Below are 18,347 nucleotides of genomic sequence, written 5' to 3' on the forward strand. Positions count from 1 at the left end.
CTGTCACCTGTCACCTGTCACCTATTCTTCTGACAAGACTCTGACAAGACAAAGTTACCGTCCCCAAATTGGTAACGGTTTTCTATTCTATGCAAATTGTCTGATTTTCCTGTACAGCAGGTTGTGATGACAATGCCAATTCCAGATTATCCATGTAAATTCGAGATTTTTGATTGTCAACCTCATCAAGCTGACAGATGACACTTATCAATCTGTCCACTTGAGAGCATCAATCTAGAATCTCAAATCTAAAATTGGGTATTTATCACCTATTCCCAGGAAAATACCTCATAACTGTCACCTGTCACCTGTCAACTTTTACCTGTCACCTTCCCAGGTAGTTAACGCTGCTCAATGGGAGTATAAGGAACTTCGTGAAGACCGTTATAGACTTGAGTGGGTCGGAAAATCCGGTTTTCTTCAAGTTGTTCTTTCCAGTGTGCTAACCAACCTGCAACACGGGCGATCGCAAATACTGGTGTAAACAAATCTGTGGGAATTCCCATTTTCCTGTACACTAAACCAGAATAAAAGTCAACATTAGGATAAATTCCTTTACTGCCAACTTTTTCGGCCATTACCCTTTCTACTTCCTGGGCAATTTCATAAAACTTGTCGTAGCCGAATTTCTCGAACAATTGCACCGCTAAACGTTGTAATATTGTCGCTCTAGGATCTTTTACCTTATACACGCGGTGTCCAAATCCCATGATTTTGGCTTTTCTTTGTAGACGATCTTCGATATAGGGGCGAACGTTATCTACAGATCCGATTTCTTCTAACATCTGTATTACTTCTTCGTTTGCTCCACCGTGCAATGGTCCGCCTAATGTCCCTACTGCACTAGCTACAACTGCATAGGGATCGGTTAAGGTGGAGGCTGTGACTCGCGCACTAAAGGTAGAAGCATTCATTGTATGCTCAACGTGCAGAATTAAGCAGATATCAAAAATCCGCGCTGCTAGGGGGTCAGGTTCTTTTTCATTGAGCATATACAAGAAGTTGGCGGCATAATCTAAGTCATCCCTTGGTTTTACAGGATCATTTCCTTTCCGCATCAACTGGAACGCTGCTACCATTGTGGGAATTGTGGCTACTAACCGGACTACAGAATTACGAATGTAGACAGGATTATGTAAGTCACGACGAGAATAAAATAAACCCAAGGCAGCAGCAGAGGCTTGGAGAGCATCCATTGGATGACCACTTTCGGGAAAACATTTCATCATGTCCCGAATACGATATTTTATCCGTCTGTGAGCGTTAACTTCACTCTCAAAAGCTGTCAATTCTTCTTTGCTGGGCAATTTTCCCCAGATTAAAAGATAAGCAGTTTCTAGGAAGGTACTTTTTTCTGCTAATTCTTCGATCCGAATGCCCCGATACTCTAGTATTCCCTTTTGCCCGTCTACATGACTAATGCTAGACTGGGCTGCGGGAATGCCTTCTAAACCAGGCTTATATTCGCACACCGTCATGGCTACACCACTTGCTTTGTGAAATATCTGAACACGCTAACTTACCAGAGATTCTTTTCACTATAACAGTTGCCGATTTAACAACTATTTTATGCGAAAGCTCGAAAAACTGTTATAGTAGGTACTTGGGAGGTGTCAACCAGAACATTTGACTACGACCCACAGGAGAACCATCATCTGGTACTTTTATTCCGATCATACCTGCTTTTTTAAGGACGAGTTGTTCTTTTGCTTCACCCCAAAGGAGAATTTCAGCCCAATTAGTTAAACAGGGTTCATGTCCCACCAGTGCTAGTTGGGTATTTTGAGGATATTTTCTCGGTTCTAACCAGTCTCTTAGCCACCATTGAAGATCGCCTTCAAAGCTGAGATAATCTGAGGTTTCTAACTGAGAACTTAATCCGGCTGCCATGAGTATTTCTGCTGTTTGTTGGGCGCGGACTAGGGAACTAGTGAGGATTAAATCAAATTTAAACCCAAGTTTTACTAATCTTTGGGCTACTTTTGCGGTTTTTTGTCTGCCTTCTTGGGTGAGCGATCGCGCTTCATCTTTTAGCCCTAGTTGATGTTCTTCGGCGATACCGTGACGGATTAAATATAGTTCCATAAATTTTCTACGGTAATCACCGTAATCACTGTAAAAATCATTAAAATTTCCTCAGAATATATGTCAATATATTAATATGCAGAATCAATATATACAAAGTTAAACCCAAAAAACAGCAATGACCTATTTAGAAACCGCAGCCCAATTTTACAGCGAAGTTGCTCAAACACCAGAAGTAGGACTTTGTTGTGTCCAAAGTACACCCCTGCAACTACCAGGATTAAAAATTCCTTTAGTCATGCAGGAAATGAATTATGGCTGCGGAACTACCGTTCATACTAACGAATTAGCAAACCAACCTACAGTATTATATGTTGGTGTTGGTGGTGGTTTAGAAGCTTTACAATTTGCTTATTTTTCCCGTCGTCCTGGTGCTGTCATCGCAGTTGAACCAGTAGCAGAAATGCGAGAAGCTGCGACAAGAAATTTAGAAATTGCTGCCCAAGAAAATCCTTGGTTTGATCCTAGTTTTGTGGAAATTATTGCCGGGGATGCTTTTAATTTACCTGTCAATGATGCCTCTGTTGATATAGTCGCCCAAAATTGTCTTTTTAATATCTTTGAACCTGCTGATTTAACCTGCGCTTTAAAAGCAGCATATCGAGTTTTAAAACCCAGTGGTAGATTACAAATGAGTGACCCCATTGCTACCCGTCCTATTCCCCAACATCTACGACAAGATGAAAGATTAAGGGCAATGTGTTTATCCGGTGCGCTCACTTATGAAGAATATACACAATTAATTATAAATGCTGGATTTGGACAACTAGAAATTCGCGCCCGTCGTCCCTATAGATTATTAGATAAACAAACTTATAACCTGGAAGAAAATCTACTTTTGGAAAGTCTTGATTCCGTTTCTTTTAAGGTGCAAATTCCTGAAGACGGTGCTTGTATTTTCACAGGTAAAACAGCGATTTATGCAGGTTCAGAATCATTTTTTGATGATGGAGCAGGACATATTTTACAAAGGGGTATTCCCGCCGCAGTTTGTGATAAAACGGCTGCTAAATTGGGAGATTTGAAACCAGAAGAAATCATGATTACTGATTCTACTTGGTATTATGATGGTGGTGGTTGCTGTTAGGGAATTTTTTATAATTATATTCTCTGTTTTGTGGTTTGGTGTTTGATGATTTTTCAGAGTATCGAACCACAGAGAGACACAGAACGCAGAGAAAGAAAAAGTAGGGGTAATTCATGAATCACCCCTACGCAATCATCGGAAAGTTTTAATATGAGGTTTTTTAGGTATTAATGATGGTAAAAATAGCGGTTACTCCTTTTCACAAACAACTTAATTCAGCTTTAGTTAAGCAAAAAATTCAGGTTTTACAAGTCAATCTCGGTAAACGTTGTAATCTTGCTTGTTCTCATTGTCATGTGGAAGCAAGTCCTAAAAGAACTGAGGAACTTTCCCCAGCAGTTTGTCAAGATTTAATTGATTTTATTCATAAATTTCCTGAAATTAAAATTGTTGATTTGACTGGGGGCGCACCAGAGATAAATTATGGTTTTAAACCATTGGTGGAAGCTGCGAGAAAAGCAGGTAAACAAGTAATTGTTAGATCAAATTTAACAATCTTTTTTGTGGAAGGTTTTGCAGATATTCCTGACTTTTTAGCTAAAAATCAAGTGCGTGTTGTTGCTTCTCTTCCCTGTTATTTAGCTGATAATGTGGATAAAATGCGGGGTCATGGTGTTTTTGTTCAGTCTATTCAAGCTTTACAATGGTTAAATAAATTGGGTTATGGTCAAGATGCAAATTTAATTTTAGATTTGGTTTATAATCCTCAGTTACCAAAGGATGAAAATTTTTCTTTAACTCCAGATCAAAAAAATCTTCAACTAGCTTATAAAAATTTCTTACAAGAACATTTTGATATTGTCTTTAATAACTTACTGACTATTACTAACTTACCTGTAGGAAGAACTAAGTTATATTTAGAAAGTAAACATCTTTATAAACAATATTTGCAGTTTTTAGAATCACATTTTAACCCTGACACCGTTGATAATTTAATGTGTCGTGAGGAAATTTCTGTTGATTATTTGGGTAATGTTTATGATTGCGATTTTAACCAAATGATGAATTTACCAGCAAGAACTCACAATGGTGAAACTTTGACAATTAGTAAATTATTAGAACTTGGTAGTTTAGATGTCATCAAAGAAGTACAAACTGCTGATTATTGTTATGGTTGTACTGCTGGATGTGGTTCTAGTTGTGGTGGTGCTTTAGTAGAATGAATCACTGATAGCTGATAGCTAAATCCTCAAATAACCTGTTACTAAAAAAATTCTGTTACCAAAATTGATACGAGTATCCCCATTCTTGATTTGGTGATCTATGATGGAGTTAGTTAAGCTCCTCACACCATACCGAAAGCCGTGACACCAACTATCTTGGTTCGCGGTTTTTTCTTATTGTACACTTAACTATACAGTTACAAACCATAAAAATCTTCATTTAATATTTGCTCTAGGGAAAATGGACAAGTATGAGGATATTCAATCTCATCAGGAACACGAACCCCAAAAGCAGCTAATTTACCTTCTCTAATAGCTAATTTTCGAGATTGAGGATATGCTTGCTCAATTGCTTCAGGAAGAAAATTTTTGAGAGATGGGGTATCTTGTAAATTGTTCAAAACTCGCTGACGGTGTTCAATAACTGAGTTGTACCAACTCATTTTCATGGTATCTGGAGCATCAAATTGAACTTTTAATTTCAGCAAATGAGCTAATAGAATCATTAGATTACTTTTAAGAGCATTCTTTTCTGATTTCCCCAAGTTTGTTAATTCCTCAATCAAATTCTCTATATCTAGTGATTCAAATTCACGTTTTTGTAAATTCTGAATTGTTGTATCAATCCAAACTTGAAAATCCTGTTCGTAAAGATATTTCATCATAGAATTGCTCACATTTTAATGATGATAAATAAGATTGCATATCAATGAGGTACGCAATCTCAATTAAAACCTATACACAAAGCCAGTTTTACTCCTGCCTTATTTACCCCCAACCTCACAACGGATGGGGAATGAGGCGATTTTTACCGAAACAGGGTAATTAAGACTGAATTGGGTTATCTTTAGGATTTACCAATTTCAATAATTTCTGCTTAATTTGAGCATCAAAAACTTCCCATTTCATTTTCGCATAAGCAGAATTTTCGTTACCGCCAGATAAGAATCCCATCGGAATCTCAAAGCCACCTGCACCAGTGCGTCCACCACCAAAAAACCGTCCTGTGCTATCTTGCCCAAAGGCTTCTTTGATAAATTCGTCAGGATCTAAGGTAAGTTTTGTGGTTCTCAGAGAACCTATGACTACTTCTAGTTCGTCATCTTCATCGTGAACTATGCCGTACACTACAGCAGTATGCACGTTTTCTTCTGTCACCAGAAAATCAGCTGCTTGGGGTATAGCATCTCGGTCGTCGTAGCGTAAATAACCTACACCAGCTATGGAAAAGTTATTTTGGACAATGCGATTTTTGAGCGATCGCTCGATCACATCCATTACACGCTTAGAACGATTGGCTTGTAAAATGGCATTGAGCAACTGAGCATCATAAAACCTGCTCAGGTAAGCAGCTGCCATAAAATCTTCTTCTTGCGCTTGCATTAACCGATTGGTGTCTGAGCGCAAACCGTGCATTAAAGCAGTTGCACATTTTACGTGCTGGCTCAGACTGCTATCTAATGTGAGTAAACCCGATTGTAAATACTGTGTAAAGATTGTGGCTGTTGCTCGTACATAAGGACGAACATCGGTAAACTCAGCTTTCAGTTCTCCTTGCAAGCTATGATGATCAACCAGCACGACTAGGGGAAGTCCAGCCTGTTGTACTGCTGCTAGTAATTGAGATGTAGTTCCCTGATTATCAATCAACACAAACCCTTGATAAGATAACAAATCTTTACTTTTTAGGGTTTGCATTGTCCAGCGTTGAGCAGGTAAAGTAGTTAGCTTAACTAAGGCAATATTCTCCTGATGGCTGAGAGTGCCAGCATAAATGATTTCACATTTGATATCGTATTGTTGGGCAATTAGTTGGTAAGCCCAAGCACAAGAAAGAGCATCAGGGTCAGGAAAATCTTGTAGAATTACCAGATGGCGCTCATGTCTATGGTTGAGCAGGGTTTTTTGTAACTCTTCTGACTTCTGAATCGCCAGGGAATTGCCACGTTGAGCTAAATAGATACCTCCATCACCATTTGCTGCTGCCCCATTTGCTGCTGGTAAGGAAGGCCGGGTAAGTGGTGGAAGTTCAAGAGCATCTCTCTCTATTTCTACTTCCTCCCCATTCGGCTCTGTGGTCAATGAAAAGCCCTCAAATTGAGTAACGGGAGAATTCAAGTACATAGGGAATTTAGTTTTCAGCTTGGTGGCTTCCACCAGTTATGCTCTGGCTCGTCCACACATTACGATCTTGACAGAAATCTACAGCTTTGGCACGGCATCATGTTTGTCTATGTTTTGTCAAGCCCATTAGTCAGGGATTGCTGACCGGGAATTTTAGATTTTAGATTTTAGATTTTAGATTTTAGATGTTAGATTAAAAAAATTTGGTACAGGTCTAGGTCTTTCAGGACGGAAAAATACTCGCTGCGCTTTTTCTTATAACCCAGCAACTTTTTCTTAACAGCTGATTTTAACTTCAATATCTATCTCAGTTTGGGTATTGTAACGTTTTTTAGTATACACAGTTTCGGAATTTTACAATACTTACTATCTAAATATATTTATTATGTTTTCTCAGCCATTAACAACTATTTTCCTCAAAAATATACCTTCAAGCTTAATTTTGTGATGATTGGGAATAATTTATAGTGACAATGATCCATGCCTCAAAAAATGAGGTATAATCGTAAATCTGTGTTTGTGTTGTCTCGCTGGAATTTGAACAAACAATCCTTCCAGCTTTGGGGAATGCCCCTGAAAAGCTGCAAAAAACACTCGCCAAGGGCAAATTTAACCCTCAACTTGTGGTATACTGTGTTGACCAAGGTCAAACAGCAACACCTACAGGTGAAGACTCATTCCCCTGCTGTCTCAATTATTTCTGTGTTAATGTCAAAGTCCTATCACATATTTTTGCCACTCCTGATGAAGTCCACTCTTGAGATGTTTTGTCACCTCAAAATAGAGGCTACTGTATGGTTGACGGGGTGGATGGCGCAAAGGCATCCGGGCTTCTTGAGGTGTACGACAGCCTTTTTTGACGTTGCAGCGTACACAGGCAGTAACGATGTTTTCCCAGGTGTCACCTCCTCCACGCGATCGCGGCATTACATGATCTAGGGTCAACTCATCACCTGTGTAGCCACAGTATTGACAAGTATGCCCATCTCGATGCAATATATTTCGGCGCGTCAGAGGAATTTCTTTATAGGGAACACGCACGTAATGACGCAACCGGATTACGGTTGGCAGAGGAAAATCCGAGTAGAGGAATTTGCCGTTGTGTTCTACGTGTTCTGCCTTGCCTTTTATCAACAAAACTATGGCACGTCGCCAACTCGTGATGTTGAGCGGTTCGTAGGAGGCGTTTAGGACTAAAACCTTCCCCATTGATATTAGCTCAAGGTATTAGTTTTAGATATTTTAACACAAATATACCTTTCTGGGGAGATGAGAATAATTTATACTTCCTTAATAATTTGGTTGCAGGTGATTGGGGACTGGGGACTGGTGACTGGGGATACAATGAAAGGATTTTGGATTTTGGATTGTTTTTGTCAATTCCAATCTAAAATCTAAAATCTAAAATCTAAAATCTAAAATTATTCTGATTCCTGACTACTTGTACAAACTCCCGGATCAACGGTACACTTTGCTGATTAAATTGATATGGCTTTAAGGGGCAAAAATTAGCACAGTCGGAGCGTCTGGAAGCTTTGCAGTGGTGTGATAGGAGTGAAGAGGAATGTTTAGTAGCAAACAAACCCCTAGTTTTGCTGATAGTCAGGAGTGCAATACTTACGCTTGGTTTTCTCAACGTGCTTGGGTGGAAATTGATTTAGGGGCGTTGTCCGATAATGTCAAGCAATTAGTAAGATTTTTATCACCACGTACACAGTTAATGGCAGTGGTAAAAGCTGATGCCTATGGACATGGGGCGGTAACTGTTGCTAAAACTGTGTTAGAAGCGGGTGCGAGTTGGTTGGGGGTAGCGACAGTTCCCGAAGGGATTCAATTACGGGAAGGTGGAATAAAAGCACCGATTTTAATTTTAGGAGCAACCAATACAGCAGAACAAATTCATGCGATCGCTCATTGGAAACTGCAACCTACACTTTGCAGCCCTAAACAAGCTTTAATATTTTCCAACACATTAGAAGCAATTAAATATAATTCTCCCTTACCTGTACACATCAAATTAGATACAGGAATGTCGAGATTAGGTACTGATTGGCAGCAAGCAGGTGATTTTGTGCAATTAGTACAAGGATTACCACATCTAAATATTGACAGTATTTATTCTCACCTAGCTACAGCAGATAGTCCTGATCCGGCGATCATGGAAGAACAGCATAGACGATTTGAGGAAGCGATCGCCCAAATCAAAGCCAGAGGTATCACAATTCCCAGTTTGCACTTAGCCAATTCAGCCGCTACCCTGGCAGATCCGAGATTACATTATGATATGGTGCGTGCAGGTTTAGCCATTTATGGACTTTATCCTGCTCCCCACCTGCAAAATCAAATCAAACTGCGACCGGTTTTACAACTCAAAGCCAGAATTACCCATGTAAAAACAATTGCTGCGGGAACTGGTGTGAGCTATGGTCATAAGTTTATCGCACCCAGAGAAATGCGGATTGCAGTAGTGGGTATTGGTTATGCGGATGGAGTTCCCCGCAGTCTTTCCCAACAAATGCAAGTTTTACTGCGTGGCCAGCGTTTGCAGCAAATTGGCGCGATTACAATGGATCAACTCATGATAGATGTCAGTTCCATACCCGATGTCCAGGAAGGGGAAATAGTCTCCTTATTGGGAGAACAAGGAAGAGAAAAAATCACAGCTGATGATTGGGCAAATCAATTAAATACCATTTCGTGGGAAATTCTTTGCGGCTTCAAGCATCGTCTACCCCGTGTTGCTGTGATGTAGGGGACTGGGGACTGGGGACTGGGGACTGGGGACTGGGGGCTGGGTAATCAATTTTATGTTTCCCAATCACCAATCACCAATTCCCTCTTGCCATTACTAATTTGTTATGCTATTATAATATCTTGATGCGGATGTGGCGGAATTGGCAGACGCGCTAGATTTAGGTTCTAGTACCGCAAGGTGTGAAGGTTCAAGTCCTTTCATCCGCATTTTAAAAAAATTGATCATAAAAAACTTCTGTTGGCGCTGATATCGAAGTTGAAAAATCGGCATGATTAAAATAATGGCTTGGATTCAGCAGAGTGTAAACAACAAGAAAGCTGGGTAAAACTTGTATTTGCTGATAAATACAGAGAGATTGGTTGAGTATACCGTGAACAGCAAGCTAAAAAGCTATTTGCGGTAAATTACAGTATTTAATAAAGTTAATAATTTTTTATAATTTGATTGTGAATATGTTTGGCGTGATTCACCCAAAATATTTGATTATCGCAGTATCTCTCAGTAAGTGATGGAAAACTTACAAATTGACTAAGATTTGATAATCTTTAAATACAGCAGGAGTCAGGAGTAAAACTCTCTTTCTGTTTATGTTTCACTTTTGATTCTGTACCTGATTGATCTGCAATCTGCTGTAACTCTGTTATTTTTGAGAGTTCATACAAAATAAAACATCTGGCTTTGTATTTATGACTACTAAATCTTTGATGTTTTATACTTGGTTTCAATTGTGATGTATCTGCTATGCAAATTCAAATCACAAGTCTTTAATTTAGCTAAAGCAAAATGATGACAACTCCTCTAGGTAGCTACAGGTTGTTTAACAAACTACATCCCCTGTCTTTGTTGGCACAGTTAAGCACAAAGAAAGTAACAGGTTGTTTAAGTGTATTTACTGGATTAGTTTCTTGGTCAATTTATTTAGAAGAAGGTAAATTAACTTACGCTACTTATTCAGATAAACTATTTGAACGTCTGGAGAGTCACTTACAACGTTTAAATCAGGAAATTCCTACTTTTAACAATGTAACTTATGAACAGATGGGTTTGATATATCAGTATGGCAATAACTGTCAATTGATACCAAACGCTGACTATCATGCGATTTGCTGGCTAGTAAATCAAAATTATATTACCCATCAACAAGCAGGGATGTTAATAGAAGAACTGTCCAAAGAAGTGCTAGAGTCTTTTATTTCTTTAAAAGAAGGTAACTATAAACTTAATACTGATAATTCCTTAAATGAACTACCAAAATACTGTCATCTGGATTTGCAATTAATAGTAGAACAGTGTCAAAAACAGTTACGTTATCGTCAACAAATTCAGTCAAAAAAATTATCTAATAGCAGTTTAACAAAACAAACAACATCTGCACCAAAAACAGAAGATGAATTAGAGGATAAATCAGCAAAATTCGCCACTGTTGAAAGGAATTTTCATAACAATTTGCCATCTGTTTTGAGTGAGCAATTATATACAATTGCCTGTATTGATGATAGCCAAGCAGTGCTGAATTCTATTAGACATTTTTTAGATGAAAAAACATTTTCTGTTGTCATGATTAATGATCCAATTAAAGCTTTAATGCAAATCATTAGAAGCAAACCAGACTTAATTTTACTAGATGTAGAAATGCCTAATTTAGATGGTTATGAACTATGTTCATTATTACGGAAGCATTCAGCATTTAAAAATACACCCATTATTATGGTTACTGGTAGAACCGGATTTGTGGATAAAGCGAAGGCGAAAATTGTCAGGTCATCTGGCTATTTAACTAAGCCTTTTACAAGATCAGATTTGCTGAAAATGGTATCTAAATACATTGGTTAATTTAATACTTTTCGTAAGTATTGAGCTATCAGTAATCAGCCAATGGCTACGCCACACTTGACTAAAAGCTTTCACCCTAAGAATGAGAATTTGTGGATGGGGAAAGTTTTTACAGAAGTCAGAAGAATATTGAAATTCTTATTATTCATGCATAATATTTTTCAATATTGAACCTGATAGAACTTTTCAAGTTCAGTAATTACGCAAAACAGAACGAAAGTAGGGGTAATTCATGAATTAACCCTACTCAAGAATCAGGTTTTTATTTTAATATTGCGTAAGTCATAAATTTTTGAGAATTTTGCCAACAAATATTTGAATTACAGTCATGAGCAATTCTAAACAAACCGTGTATTATCAAACCATTCAAAACTCTTTGGGAGATAGCTATCTTCAATTTCAAATCAATCAACAAACTACAGCTGTATTATCCGTCGCTCACACCCAAGAAGCAATTATTGTACCTATTGAAGCTGTAACATCTATGCCTAATATGCCAGCCTGTATATTAGGATTGATGAATTGGCGTAGTCGGGTAATTTGGGTAATTGATTTGCCAAAAATGTTTAATTTAGAAGGTTTAGATCATCGCCTGAGAAAGTATAATATTATCGTGACCAAAGTGGAATCAAAGCTTTTAGGTTTAGTTGTGCAAGAAATTAAAGGTACGACTAAATTGATGGCTGATGATATTCATTCTCCTGTCGGACAAGTGGCGGCTAGTTTAGTGCCTTATTTATGTGGCTGCGTGGAACAAAAAGAAGAAATATTGTTGGTATTAGATGCACATAATATTGTAAATTATTCTCATGGGGGCAGTGATTAGTTAATCAAGCTCAGAAAAATCATTTTTTGTTGTTATTATTACATAGAGTCAGGGGTATTAATTTAGGGGTATTCATTTATGTTTAATAAAACTGACACTGCTCAGACTGGTGATCCCAATAAAAAAGCATCTATTAAGACATTATCGCCCATGACAGATAAGAGAAAAGAAGTTAAAGAAGTTGTTGAACAGGAACATATAACAACTACTCATAAGTATTTTGGGAAAAATATAATTAATAAATATTTACAGCAAGTGAAATTAAGAACAAAAGCATTAATTTTTACCATTGCTATCAGTACCTTGCCAGTATTGGGAATTGGCATAATTGCTTATAGCTTTGGTAGCAATGTGATTAGTAAGCAAATTATCAAAACTCAAGAAAATAAATTAATTAGTTTAGGTGATATTATTAATCTGTTTCTGTTGGCAAGATATGGAGATATTCAAATTCTCTCAACTTTGCCATTTTTGACTAATGCTGAAGTTAGTAAAAGTACCACTCTTGCCGAAAAACAAACAGTATTAAATCGGTTCATTACAGCTTATCAAGGTTATGATCATCTGGCGGTTTTTGACTTGAATGGAAGAGTGATTATTCAATCTCAAGGTGCAACCAGTAGTCAGGAACAAAACTTGAAATATTTTCAAGATGTTATACAAAAGAATGCTCCTGTTATTAGTCAACCAGAAAGATTACAAAATAATGTAGTAGTGATTTATATTGCTGCTCCTGTGAAAGATGTAGCTACAGGAAAAGTGATTGCTGTAGTGAGAACACGCATATCCATGCAAGGGTTAATAGAAGCAATAAAAGATCAGGTAGATAATAACAAAGATTATTATTTAGTTGATCATGAGGGGAAATTTTTTCTCAGTCTTCAGAGGGAGTTATTAGGTCAAAAAGCTACAGTAATATATCCTGGTTTAGCTGACTTGCTGAACAGTGAAAATGTGGAAAATTCTACAGGAGTGCGAACCATTCATCAAACGCCACAATTGGTTAGTTATGCACCGCTAAAAAAATTAGAAGGTTTACCGGATCTCAAGTGGCAATTAATTCTGGCTGAAAATGCTGGAATTGCTTTTGAACCGCAAAGACAATTTCTCAAGCTGATTGTTAATATCACAACATTAATAGCATTAGTGATGACATTGCTGGTTGCTTGGTTAGCAAAGAGTATCATCAAGCAAAATTCGGCTGAATTAGTAGCAGTAGAAAACCTCACTAATAAAATTGAGACTCCTCTGGAAGATCAGAAAATTGCCGAATTACCTGAAGAATTACCTGCTGATGGTAAAGATTATATTCAGGTGAATCAAGAATCTATCAAAGAATCTATATCTGAGGAACAAAAGCAGCAAAAAGATACTCTGCATTTACAACTTTTGCAATTAATTAGTCAGGTAAAAAATGCGACTAGAGGTGATTTAAAAGTACAGGCGAAGGTGCAAGATGGGGAAATTGGTACTATTGCTAATGTGTTCAATTCTATTTTAGAAAGCCTCCGAGATATTGTTACCCAAGTCAAACAGAATGCTAGTGAAATTAATAGAGATATTGGCTCAAATCAAGACTATATCAAATACTTAGCAGAGTCAGCAACTACACAAATTGAAGAAATAAACCGCACCTTAGCAACTGTTGAGCAAATGACTAATTCTATCCAAGCTTTAGCAGATGGCGCTCAAGAAATTACTGCTATTGCTAATCATGCTAACCACAATGCTAACAAAAGTGGAAAAGCAATGGATTTGACAGTAGAAAATATTTTATCTTTGCAAGAAACTGTGGGTGAAACTGCCAAAAAAGTTAGGCATTTGGGAGAATCTTCTCAACAAATTTCTCGCGTGGTGTCTTTAATTAACCAAATTGCGATTCAAACTAATTTGTTGGCGATTAATGCAGGTATTGAAGCGGCACGTGCAGGAGAAGAAGGTCAAGGTTTTGCTGTTGTTGCGGAAGAGGTAGGGGAATTAGCAACACGCAGTGCGGCTGCTACTCAAGAAATTGAGCAAATTGTCGAGCAAATTAAACGAGATACAGATGAAGTTGTGAAAGCTATGGAGGTGGGGACAAATCAGGTGATTCAAAGTACGCAAATTGCCGCAGATGCGAAGCAGAGTTTAAGCGAAATTGTAGATATTTCCCAACAAATAGATGCTTTTGTTAAGTCAATTGCTACTGCTTCAGTTTCTCAAGTAGAAACATCACAGGTGATTAACCAATTAATGAAAAATGTGCTGGCTATTTCACAAAGCAATAGCGAGTCTTGCCGACACATTTCTACATCTTTACAAAAAACTGCGGAGATTTCCCAGCAATTAGAACAAAAGGTTGAGACTTTTAAAGTCAATTAATTTAAAAAATAAATAAGGAAAAATAATCTATGACTACAGATAAAGAACTAGAAATTCAAATGCAGTTTTTGGAGGAAGCAACTGATTATTTGAATACCTTAGAAAGTATCGTACTGAAAATAGATACAAGTAAACATCTAGATGTAGATAAGATTAATGCTGCTATGCGAGCTGCCCATTCTATTAAAGGTGGTGCGGCGATGATGGGTTTTAAAGTTTTGAGTAATTTGGCTCATCGTTTGGAAGATTCTTTTAAGGTTTTAAAAACTCGGAAAAAATCTTTAAAAATTGATACTCATTTACAGAGTTTATTGTTATCTGGAGTTGATTGGTTACGGCAAATTGTAGAATTATTATCAGATAGAAAATCTCTAGATGATAAATGGTTAAGAACTTTTTGTTATCCGATTTTTGATGAACTGCATGAGCGTTTGGGTGATCCTTCTCCAGAGGATATTACTACCATGCTCTCACCAGAAGATGGTCAAGAAATTATTCCTTTGCTGTTTGAAACGGAAGTAGAAGAATGTCTGCAAACTTTAGAACAAACTTTAGAACAAACTTTAGAATCTTTATCAGCAAATAGTTCTACAAATGATTTATATTCACAAGTAGAAGTGATGGCTACAGAGTTTGGTGGTTTGGGTGAAATGTTGGAGTTACCTGCTTTTACTCAGCTTTGTGATTCAGTGCGTGAACATTTAGCAAATCATCCCGATCGCTGTGTGGAAATTTCTCAGTTAGCATTGCAAGCATGGAGGCGATCGCAAGCTTTAGTATTAACAAATCAACGGGATAGAATACCAGCAAATATTGAGCTAGGTGATTTAGGGGAAGTAGTTGTTAATCCTATTCCCCCACAGGTTAATACTAGCAATATCCCTACAGAAAATCAAGAGAATACCTTAGTAGCAGAATTAGTAGCAGAAGTAGTAATTCCTGATTTTGCAGATTTAGAAATAGAATTACCCCCAGAAATCAATGCTGTCGAGTTTCCTGATCCCAATGTAGCATTTACTCAAGAAAATACATCCTTAGACTATAAACATATTGAACGCAAAAGCGAAATCATTGGAGTTACTAAAGATAAAGAAATTCATGAAAATACAGTTAGAGTTCCTAGTAAACAATTAGAAGAAATTAATGATTTATTTGGGGAAATTATCATACAGCGTAATGGTTTAAATTCCCAATTAGAAAGATTACGTAAATTGGTTTTAGGACTAGGCCAACGAGTGCAAACTTTGCATCAAGAAAATCAACAAGTGCGTGCAGTTTATGAAAAAATCATTAGCGAAGATGTAAATTCTGGAGTATCAACATCAGCAGAGACGATGAGAGAAACAGAAACATTAAATCGCTATCAAAAATTAAACTTGCTTTCTCAGGATGTGATGGAAACTATTGTTCAGGTAGCAGAAGTTGCCAGTGATATTCAACTCAGTATTGATGATACAGATCAAATTGCTCGGAAGTTGAATAAAACATCTAAGCAAGTCCAGAGAAAATTAACGCAAGTGCGAATGCGTCCTTTATCTGATTTAGTTGAACGTTTTCCCAGAGCAATTAGAGATTTAAATGTTGAATATGGTAAAAATGTTCAATTAAAAATTGAAGGGGGGAAAACCTTAATTGAACGTAGTATTTTAGAAGCTTTGAATGAACCTTTAATGCACTTGTTACGTAATGCTTTTGATCATGGAATTGAAGATCCTGCTACCCGTCGGAGTTTAGGAAAACCAGAACAAGGATTGATAGAAATTAAAGGATTTCATCGCAGCGATCGCACAATTATTACTATCAGTGATGATGGTAGAGGTATTTCTATAGAAAAAATTCGTCAACGTGCTGTAGCTATGGGTTTGGATACCACATTAATAGCTACTGCGAGTGAAGATGAACTATTATCACTAATTTTTGAACCTGGTTTTACCACTTCTGAAAAAGTGACAGCTTTATCTGGCCGTGGTGTGGGAATGGATGTAGTTCGCAATAACTTACAATCAGTTCGGGGTGATATTCAAGTTGATACACAAGCAGGAATTGGTACAACTTTTACTTTATCAGTGCCATTTACTCTTTCAGTTGCAAGAGTTTTATTAGTAGAAAGCGATACTGCCACCAGTCCACATCATCGCATGGTTTTAGCATTTCCTACAGATGTAGTTACGGAAATCTTTTTATTAGATAATAAGCAAGTTTTTTCAATGGATGGTGGAGAATTTCTCAAATGGCAAGATACCATGTTACCTTTAATGCGTTTGGGTAATTATTTTGAATTTAATTGTTCTCACTATCATCATTTAGAAATAGAAAGTCCGACGGGAATAAATGCTAGTAGTGTGTTAATTATCAAACATGATCATCAACCAATAGCTGTACAAATAGATCGTTGTTGGGGTGAACAAGAAGTAGCAATTCGTCAAGTGGAAGGAAATATACCTTTACCTGATGGTTTTAGTAACTGTACAATGCTTGGTGATGGTCGAGTAGTACCATTAGTAAATACTAATGAATTAGTATCTTGGGTAACAAACAATCAACGTCCTCATAAAACTAATCAATTGCCTACCACTAAATTAAAAACAGCTTTTCTCAAACCACAAAAACCGAAACCCATAGCTAGACCTACTCATCAAAAAGGCATGATTTTAATTGTCGATGACTCCATTAATGTACGACGTTATTTAGCCTTAACTTTGGAAAAAGGAGGGTATCAGGTTGAACAAGCTAAAGATGGTCAAGATGCTTGGGAAAAGTTAGAAAGTGGGTTAAAAGTGCAAGCAGTAATTTGTGATATTGAAATGCCCCGTCTTGATGGTTATAGCTTTTTAGAACGGGTAAAATCTCATGTTGATTTAAAAAGTATTCCCGTTGCCATGTTGACTTCTCGTAGTAGTAATAAACATCGTCAACTAGCAATGCAGTTAGGAGCGCGGGCGTATTTTTCTAAACCTTATAATGAACAAGATTTATTGAGAACATTAGAAGATATGATTTTTAGAATGACAGAAACAGATAATAATTGAAAGCTACCGGACTTCTTAAAGAAGTCCGGTATCTGAGTATTAGGATTCAATATTAAAGAGGTTATTCAGTTTTGGGTTTATCTTAAGAACCTGTTTCTTCGTTAGTTCCTTCAGCGGAGACTTCTTCTTTCTTCTTCTCCTGTTGTTGTTCTGCTTGTTGAACTTGTTGCAGGTGAATATTATTTACTTGGTTAATAAATAATTCGACTGCTTGACTTACTCTTTGTTGTTGTTCTGCTTCTCCAGAAACATCATAACAACGGTAAGCTGGTGTAATTCCCAAGACAAATTTTTCTTGTTCTGCTTCTAACAATTCAACAGTTGCGTTAGCTGCAACCCAATTTTTTTGAAATGGGAAAGAGGTGACAATACTAGCGACAATGGAAGCTACGGCCGGACAAATGACTGGTAGCCATTTCAGCCAAGGTTGTCCGGTTTCTAACTTATCCACCAATACTAAAATTGGGGTGACACCAGACAAAATTACAGTAGAAATTTGCAGGATATAGTAAAGATTTCTTGCTAAATTTCTAGTGCTTTTGTAATCATCAATCAAATCTTGGCAATACTCTAAAGCTTTGGCTCTGGCAGGAACTATGGTATTGTTTTCCAAGGAATTACTATTCTGTAATAAAGAGGTGTATAGTTCAGCTTTTTTTGCTAGTTCTGCTTTTTGAGCTTCTTTTCTAGCATTATTAACTGAGTTTCTGTTGAGGAGAAACAAAAAAATTGCAATAGCTAAAGCTCCAACTCCAGCTAGTACATACTGTTGATTACTAGAATCGAAATAAATGATGAAAGCCGCACTGATAAAAACAGCTGCTAATAGATAATCAATCAGCTTTAAGAACAAGAGCATTTTTTCACCTGGCGAAGAAAATGGATGGAATGTATAAGCATTTTCTAACTCAATTAAAAATTGAGTGAAAAGCCTGAAAATAGGTCATTTTGCAAACAATTAATTATCTTACACCAAAGTAGCATTAAATACAAGGTTGTCATCCGGCTAGTTAACAAAAATAAAAATATTTTGATGAAAAATTTAAAGTTTTGTAAAATCCATACATTTGATTTATACCTTTGT

At 37.1% G+C, this 18,347-nt stretch carries 13 protein-coding genes and 1 tRNA gene; 8 read left to right on the forward strand and 6 right to left on the reverse strand.

Going from position 1 to position 18,347, the window contains the following annotated elements:
• Positions 1 to 341: 341 nt before the first annotated feature.
• Positions 342 to 1,478: a citrate synthase gene (locus tag H6F47_RS01385; protein ID WP_096570930.1), complete on the reverse strand. Its 1,137-nt coding sequence runs from the start codon at positions 1,476 to 1,478 to the stop codon at positions 342 to 344.
• 112 nt (positions 1,479 to 1,590) lie between these two features.
• Complete coding sequence (sixA, locus tag H6F47_RS01390) at positions 1,591 to 2,085, reverse strand: phosphohistidine phosphatase SixA (protein WP_137667276.1); 495 nt, start codon at positions 2,083 to 2,085, stop codon at positions 1,591 to 1,593.
• A 118-nt stretch (positions 2,086 to 2,203) separates the two neighbouring features.
• Between sixA and arsM the strand changes: the two genes are divergently transcribed.
• Positions 2,204 to 3,172, forward strand: coding sequence for an arsenosugar biosynthesis arsenite methyltransferase ArsM (gene arsM, locus H6F47_RS01395; protein ID WP_190346897.1), 969 nt, complete (start codon positions 2,204 to 2,206; stop codon positions 3,170 to 3,172).
• A 173-nt stretch (positions 3,173 to 3,345) separates the two neighbouring features.
• Positions 3,346 to 4,335, forward strand: a complete 990-nt coding sequence (gene arsS, locus H6F47_RS01400) for an arsenosugar biosynthesis radical SAM (seleno)protein ArsS (RefSeq protein ID WP_137667286.1) — start codon at positions 3,346 to 3,348, stop codon at positions 4,333 to 4,335.
• Positions 4,336 to 4,532: 197 nt separating this feature from the next.
• Here the strand turns inward: arsS and H6F47_RS01405 are convergent, their stop codons facing one another.
• The 3 genes from H6F47_RS01405 to H6F47_RS01415 all read right to left on the reverse strand — a co-directional run bounded on the left by H6F47_RS01405 (position 4,533) and on the right by H6F47_RS01415 (position 7,668).
• A complete protein-coding gene (locus tag H6F47_RS01405) occupies positions 4,533 to 5,000 on the reverse strand; it encodes a DUF29 domain-containing protein (RefSeq protein ID WP_137667274.1) in 468 nt (155 codons plus the stop codon).
• 160 nt (positions 5,001 to 5,160) lie between these two features.
• Positions 5,161 to 6,459, reverse strand: a complete 1,299-nt coding sequence (locus H6F47_RS01410) for a bifunctional oligoribonuclease/PAP phosphatase NrnA (protein WP_096570940.1) — start codon at positions 6,457 to 6,459, stop codon at positions 5,161 to 5,163.
• Positions 6,460 to 7,170: 711 nt separating this feature from the next.
• Positions 7,171 to 7,668 (reverse strand): HNH endonuclease, encoded by a 498-nt coding sequence (locus tag H6F47_RS01415; RefSeq protein ID WP_096570942.1) that lies wholly within the window; start codon positions 7,666 to 7,668, stop codon positions 7,171 to 7,173.
• 355 nt (positions 7,669 to 8,023) lie between these two features.
• On the opposite strand from H6F47_RS01415, the gene alr reads away from it, so the two are divergent.
• From alr to H6F47_RS01445, 6 genes are all read left to right on the forward strand, one after another.
• A complete protein-coding gene (gene alr / locus H6F47_RS01420) occupies positions 8,024 to 9,211 on the forward strand; it encodes an alanine racemase (protein ID WP_137667272.1) in 1,188 nt (395 codons plus the stop codon).
• A gap of 127 nt (positions 9,212 to 9,338) precedes the next feature.
• A tRNA-Leu gene (locus H6F47_RS01425) sits at positions 9,339 to 9,420 on the forward strand.
• Between the two features lie 577 nt (positions 9,421 to 9,997).
• Positions 9,998 to 11,047, forward strand: a complete 1,050-nt coding sequence (locus tag H6F47_RS01430) for a response regulator (protein WP_137668457.1) — start codon at positions 9,998 to 10,000, stop codon at positions 11,045 to 11,047.
• Positions 11,048 to 11,375: 328 nt separating this feature from the next.
• Positions 11,376 to 11,873, forward strand: a complete 498-nt coding sequence (locus tag H6F47_RS01435; protein ID WP_096570950.1) for a chemotaxis protein CheW — start codon at positions 11,376 to 11,378, stop codon at positions 11,871 to 11,873.
• Between the two features lie 78 nt (positions 11,874 to 11,951).
• The gene (locus H6F47_RS01440; RefSeq protein ID WP_190647400.1) at positions 11,952 to 14,234 is read left to right on the forward strand and encodes a methyl-accepting chemotaxis protein; all 2,283 of its coding nucleotides are present in this window, start codon (positions 11,952 to 11,954) and stop codon (positions 14,232 to 14,234) included.
• A 29-nt stretch (positions 14,235 to 14,263) separates the two neighbouring features.
• On the forward strand, positions 14,264 to 17,263 hold the full coding sequence (locus H6F47_RS01445; RefSeq protein ID WP_190647402.1) for a hybrid sensor histidine kinase/response regulator: 3,000 nt from the start codon (positions 14,264 to 14,266) through the stop codon (positions 17,261 to 17,263).
• Between the two features lie 82 nt (positions 17,264 to 17,345).
• Here H6F47_RS01445 and H6F47_RS01450 read toward each other — a convergent pair whose 3' ends face one another.
• A complete protein-coding gene (locus tag H6F47_RS01450; protein WP_137668454.1) occupies positions 17,346 to 18,122 on the reverse strand; it encodes a DUF4231 domain-containing protein in 777 nt (258 codons plus the stop codon).
• Between the last annotated feature and the right edge of the window lie 225 nt (positions 18,123 to 18,347).

Source organism: Sphaerospermopsis sp. FACHB-1094, from assembly GCF_014696195.1.
Taxonomy (GTDB): domain Bacteria; phylum Cyanobacteriota; class Cyanobacteriia; order Cyanobacteriales; family Nostocaceae; genus Sphaerospermopsis; species Sphaerospermopsis kisseleviana.